A 5,137-nucleotide genomic window follows, 5' to 3' on the forward strand; every position below is an offset into this window, starting at 1 on the left:
AACGGCTCGAACTGGCGATCAGGTCGCGCCTGGACGAGATGCTGCGCGGCGCGGCCGTGACCACGCCGCAGTACACGGCGCTCACCGTGCTGCAGCACAAGGACGGGGTGACCGCCGCCCAGCTCGCCCGCGACTCCTTCGTCACCCCGCAGGCCATGGCCGACGTGATCGGCGCCCTCGACCGGCGTCACCTCATCCGCCGCTCGCCCAACCCGGCGAACAAGCGCGAACTGCTGCTCTACCTCACCGACGAGGGCCGGGCGCTCCTCGACGCCCACGCCGAGGCCGCCGCCGAGCTTGAGGACCGCATGATCTCGGGCCTGTCGCCCGAGCAGGCCGACACCTTCCGCACCGCCCTCACCGTGGCGTGGACGACTCTGCGCCCGCCCAGAAAGTGATCACTTCCCGGCTCCCGGCACGGAGCGGCGATCGGAGGAGGCCCGGACGTCGAACCTCGCCTGGAGCAGCCGGCCGCCCGCGACGCCGCGGCCCTCGATGAGGTCGACGAGCATCCCGACCGCGATGTCGGCCGTCTCGACCGGCAGGAAGCTGAGCGTGCTGACGGGCGGGTCCGTGAACGGCGCCGTGGGGTCCTCCGTCGCGCAGACCAGCAGCAGGTCGCCGGGCACCGACCTGCCGAGCTTGCGGATCCGGTCCAGAAGCAGCGACGGACTGACCTCGACGAGCACGACCAGCGCGTCCGGCGGCTCGGGATCACTCAGCAACCTCTCCACCGCGGCCAGCGTCGGCTCGAACCCGGGGCCGTCGAGCTGGGCCAGCAACGGGTCGCGGCCCCTTTCCGCACTCCAGTCGAGATAGGCCCGGACGGAATCGCGGTGGTAGCAGGCCGTGGTCGGGGCGCCGACCGCGGCGATCCGCCGGGCGCCCTCGTCCTCCAGGTGGTCGAGCACGCCGCGCAGGGCCGCGCCGTAGTCGAAGTCGACCCACGGCCACGGTGTCCCCGCCACGGCTCTGCGGTCGGAGACCACGGCCACCCCCGCGGCGAGAAAGTCTCCGACCAGAGGGTCTCCCTCGACCGGATCCACCACGAACACGCCGTCGAGAGGCAGGTCCGTCCAGTAGTCGTCGGGGCCGGTGGTGGGCAGCAGCACCACGCCGTATCCGTGGGTCATGCCCGCGCGGGTGGTGGCGGCGGTGAGCCGGGCGAAGTAGGCGAGCTCGGTGTAGAACCACGGATGCTCGACGAACTCGCGGGCGGCGAGGCCGAGCAGGCGTGAGCGCCCGGCGCGCAGCCGCCGCGCCGTGGCGTTCGGCCGGTATCCGAGCCGGCGCGCCACCTGCCGGACATGCTCGCGGGTGGCGTCGGGGAGGCGGCCCGCGCCGTTGAGCGCGTCCGAGACGGTGGTCTTGGACACCCCCGCCGCGCGGGCGACGTCCACCAGGCGCACGCGCGCGCCGACCTTACGCTCTGGCTCTTCCATGGGTCCGATCTTTGCAGGATGTCAGCCGATTCGCCACCTCGCTGACCGTTGCTGAATCGTTCCTTCAGTGTCTTGTGCAGGAACGTTCCTTCACCAATACTCATGGCACTTTCCCGCACGAGGATGAGGTGGTCCGATGCGTACCGCTCGACTCGCCGCCGCGGCGCTGGCCGTACTGGCGGCCACTGCCTGTGGAGGGGGCGCGGCCGCCCCGAAGGCCGCCGGCTCCGGAACCTTCACCGTCACGGCGGACCTGCCGCCGGCCAAGGGCCCGGTGGATGCCGTGACCTGGGCGCTCTACGCCGAGCCGCAGTCGCTCGACTACGCCTACGCCTTCGATTACCCGCCCAACACCGTGCTCGCCAACGTGTGCGAGCAGCTCATGCGGATCACCCCCGGCTTCCGGGTGGAGCCGGGGCTGGCCAGCAAGGCCGAGTCCCCGGACCCCGGGCGCTGGGTGTACACGATCCGCCAGGGCGTGCGCTTCCACGACGGATCGCCGCTCACCGCCGACGACGTGGTGGCGAGCATGCGGCGGCACATGGATCCGGCGGTGGGTTCGTACTGGGTCTCGTCCTACCAGAACGTCAAATCGGTGGAGAAGACCGGCCCCATGGAGGTCACCGTCCACCTGAAGAAGCCCGACCACCTGTTCAACGAGCAGATGGGCACCTCGGCCGGGACCATCGAGAGCGCCGCGTTCCTGGCCGCGCAGGGCGCCGGGTACGGCACCCCCGACAAGGGCGTGAACTGCACCGGGCCGTACTCCCTCGACAAGTGGGAGAAGGGCCAGGCGATCAACCTGAAACGCTTCGACGGCTACTGGGACCCCGCGCTCAAGGCCAGGGCCGCGACCGTGCGGAACGTCTTCATCTCCGACCCGGCGGCCCGCGTCAACGCGCTGCTCTCGGGCGAGGTGGACGGCAGCTACCTGGTCCCCACCACCGGCTTCACCCGCCTGGGCAGCGCCTCCAGCGGCAAGCTGTACTTCGGCCCCAACACCGCGGCCGTCAGCCTCATCCCGCTCGACCTCAAGGGCACGCTCGGCGACCTGAGGCTGCGCAAGGCGCTGTCCATGGCGCTCGACCGCAAGGCCATTCTCCAGGCCAGTGTGGCCGGGGTCGCCACACCGGCCAAGGCGCCCGCGGCGATCGGCGCGTGGGGCATCGCCCCCGAGGCGGCCAAGCAGTACTACGCCAAGCTCCCCGAGCTGAGCACCGACCTCGAAGGGGCCAGGAAGCTGGTCAAGGAGGCCGGCGGGACGGGCAAGAAGATCGTGATCGCCACGAGCACGATGGCTCCCGACATCGGCGTCATCGCCAACGCCGTCCAGGCCGCGGGCCAGGCCATCGGCCTGCGGGTCGAGCAGAAGGCGGTGGCCCCCGACGCCTACTCCGCGCTGTTCTCCGACCCCAAGGCCCGCCAGGGCGTCGACCTGGTCATGACCATCTGGTACGACTCCACCCCCGATCCGCTGGAGTTCTACGGAATCCTGCAGACCGGCAACTTCTCCAACTACGGCGGCTACTCCGACCCCGAGTACGACAGGCTCGTCGACCAGGCGGGCGCCGAGGCCGACCCCGCGGCCCGCGCCGCCGTGGTCGCCAAGCTCCAGGAGATCGCCGTCCGGGACATGGTGTGGATCCCGCTGTACGAGGTGCCGCACAGCATGTTCCTCAACAAGCGGCTCACCGGCGCGCCCACCGGCATCACCCAGCTCGTCTACCCGTGGGCGGCAGCGCTCGGGTCGGCGAACTGATGGGCGCCTTCCTGGCCCGCAGGCTCGCCGGGCTGGTGGCGACGCTGGCCGGGGCGTCGTTCGCGGTGTTCTCCGCCGTGTACCTGGCTCCCGGCGACCCGGCCTCCTTCCTCACCCAGGGGCGTTCGGCCTCTCCGCAGGCCATCGCGGCGATCAGGGCGCAGTACCACCTGGACGATCCGTTCCTCACGCAGTACCTCAAATGGGTCGGCGGCGCGGTGACCGGGGACTTCGGCCGGTCGGTGCAGTTCCGGCAGGACGTGACCGGGCTGCTCCTGGCCAGGCTGCCCACGACGCTCTTCCTGGTCGGCTACGCGGGGCTGCTCATCGTGGTCGCGGGGCTGATCCTCGGCGCGCTGGCCGCGCTGCGGCCCGGCCCGCTCGACAGGATCGTCCTCATCGGCACCGGGGTGGCCACCGCGACCCCCTCCTTCGTCGCGGCGATCGGGCTGATCTCGCTGTTCTCCGTCCAGCTCGGCTGGTTCCCCGCCTTCGGCAACGGCGAGGGACCGGTCGACCGCGTCTGGCATCTGACCCTGCCCGCGGCCGCGCTCGCCCTGACGTTCGCCGGTCTGCTGGCCCGGGTCACCCGCTCGTCCATGCTGGAGGAGCTGGCCCGCGAGCACGTCGAGGTGGCACGCTCGCGCGGCGTCCAGGAGAACGCGGTGATCCGGCGCCACGTCCTGCGCAACTCCCTCGGCCCGATCAGCACGGTCACCGGCACGGTGATCGCCGGGCTGCTCGTCGCGACCTCGATCGTGGAGACCGCCTTCGGCCTGTCCGGGATCGGGCAACTGCTGGTCAGCTCGGTCACCGTCAAGGACTTCCCGGTCGTGCAGGCCGTCACCACCTTGATCGTCGTCGTCTTCGCGGCGGCCAACCTGCTGGTCGACCTGGTTCAGCCGGCCATCGATCCGCGCCTGCGCAGGGCGTAGTGAAGGAGTCCTCTTGACAGCCGTGACCTTCCACCGCCGCTACCGGCTTCCCGCGGACCGGATGACCGTCGCCGGCGTCGCCGTCCTGGCCGTCCTGGTGACGGTGGCGATCCTGGCGCCGGTCGTGGCGCCGCACGACCCGCTCGCCATCGACTTCCCGGCCGCGTTGAGCGGCCCGAGCGCCGATCACCTGCTCGGAGCCGACCAGTCCGGCCGCGACATCCTGTCCCGCCTGATCCACGGCGCGCGGGCGGGACTGCTCGGCCCGCTCCTGGTGGTGACCCTGTCGACGGTGGCGGGCACCCTGCTCGGCGTCCTGGCCGCCTGGACCGGCGGTGTGCTCGACGCGGTCCTGTCCCGCGCCATGGACTTCGTCTTCGCCTTTCCCGCGCTGCTGCTGGCGATCACGCTGGTGGCCATGTTCGGCCCCGGCCTGACCGCGCCCGTCGTGGCGATGAGCATCGCCTACACCCCCTATGTCGGACGGCTGGCGCGCGGCGTCGCCCTGCGCGAGATGTCCCGCCCCTACATCCACGCCTACCGGGTGCAGGGCTGGTCCGGGTGGGTCATCTGCCTGAGACACCTGGTCCCCAATGTCGTCCCGCTGATCCTCGCCCAGTCGGCGATCAACTTCGGCTACGCGCTCATGGACCTCGCGGCGCTGTCCTTCCTCGGGTTCGGCACGCAACCGCCCGTCCCCGACTGGGGCGCCATGATCAACGAAGGGGCCTCCGCCCTGCTCCAGGGCGCCATGCTGCCCGCGCTGGCCCCCGGCGCGGCCGTGGTGATCACGGTGGTGGCCTTCAGCGTCGTCGGCGAGGGCATCGCCGACCGCGTCTCCGGGAGGGAGCGCTGATGCTCCAGATCGACGATCTGACCGTACGGCTGGCGCCCGGCCAGGCGGCCCGGCCCATCCTGGACGCGGTGTCGCTGCGCGTCGCCCAGGGCGAGGCCGTCGGGCTCGTCGGCGAGTCCGGGTCGGGCAAGTCCGTCACCTGCCG

At 71.6% G+C, this 5,137-nt stretch carries 5 protein-coding genes; 4 read left to right on the top strand and 1 reads right to left on the bottom strand.

All coding sequences use genetic code 11. The features are described from left to right. On the top strand, positions 1–398 hold a 398-nt coding region (locus ACWCSD_RS47515), incomplete at its 5' end, for a MarR family winged helix-turn-helix transcriptional regulator (RefSeq protein ID WP_449925569.1). Here ACWCSD_RS47515 and ACWCSD_RS47520 read toward each other — a convergent pair. Then, on the bottom strand, positions 399–1,442 hold the full coding sequence (locus ACWCSD_RS47520; RefSeq protein WP_397157479.1) for a LacI family DNA-binding transcriptional regulator: 1,044 nt from the start codon (positions 1,440–1,442) through the stop codon (positions 399–401). Positions 1,443–1,578: 136 nt separating this feature from the next. Between ACWCSD_RS47520 and ACWCSD_RS47525 the strand changes: the two genes are divergently transcribed. Genes ACWCSD_RS47525 through ACWCSD_RS47535 form a run of 3 tightly spaced genes read left to right on the top strand, consistent with a single transcriptional unit; the run spans position 1,579 to position 4,992 of the window. After that, positions 1,579–3,201, top strand: a complete 1,623-nt coding sequence (locus ACWCSD_RS47525; protein ID WP_397157477.1) for an ABC transporter substrate-binding protein — start codon at positions 1,579–1,581, stop codon at positions 3,199–3,201. After that, positions 3,171–4,136, top strand: a complete 966-nt coding sequence (locus ACWCSD_RS47530) for an ABC transporter permease (RefSeq protein ID WP_364342005.1) — start codon at positions 3,171–3,173, stop codon at positions 4,134–4,136. The genes ACWCSD_RS47525 and ACWCSD_RS47530 overlap by 31 nt, the downstream gene beginning before the upstream one ends. Before the next feature lie 22 nt (positions 4,137–4,158). Next, positions 4,159–4,992 (top strand): ABC transporter permease, encoded by an 834-nt coding sequence (locus tag ACWCSD_RS47535; RefSeq protein WP_358300013.1) that lies wholly within the window; start codon positions 4,159–4,161, stop codon positions 4,990–4,992. Positions 4,993–5,137 lie beyond the last annotated feature (145 nt).

This window comes from Nonomuraea sp. NPDC001684, assembly GCF_053596515.1.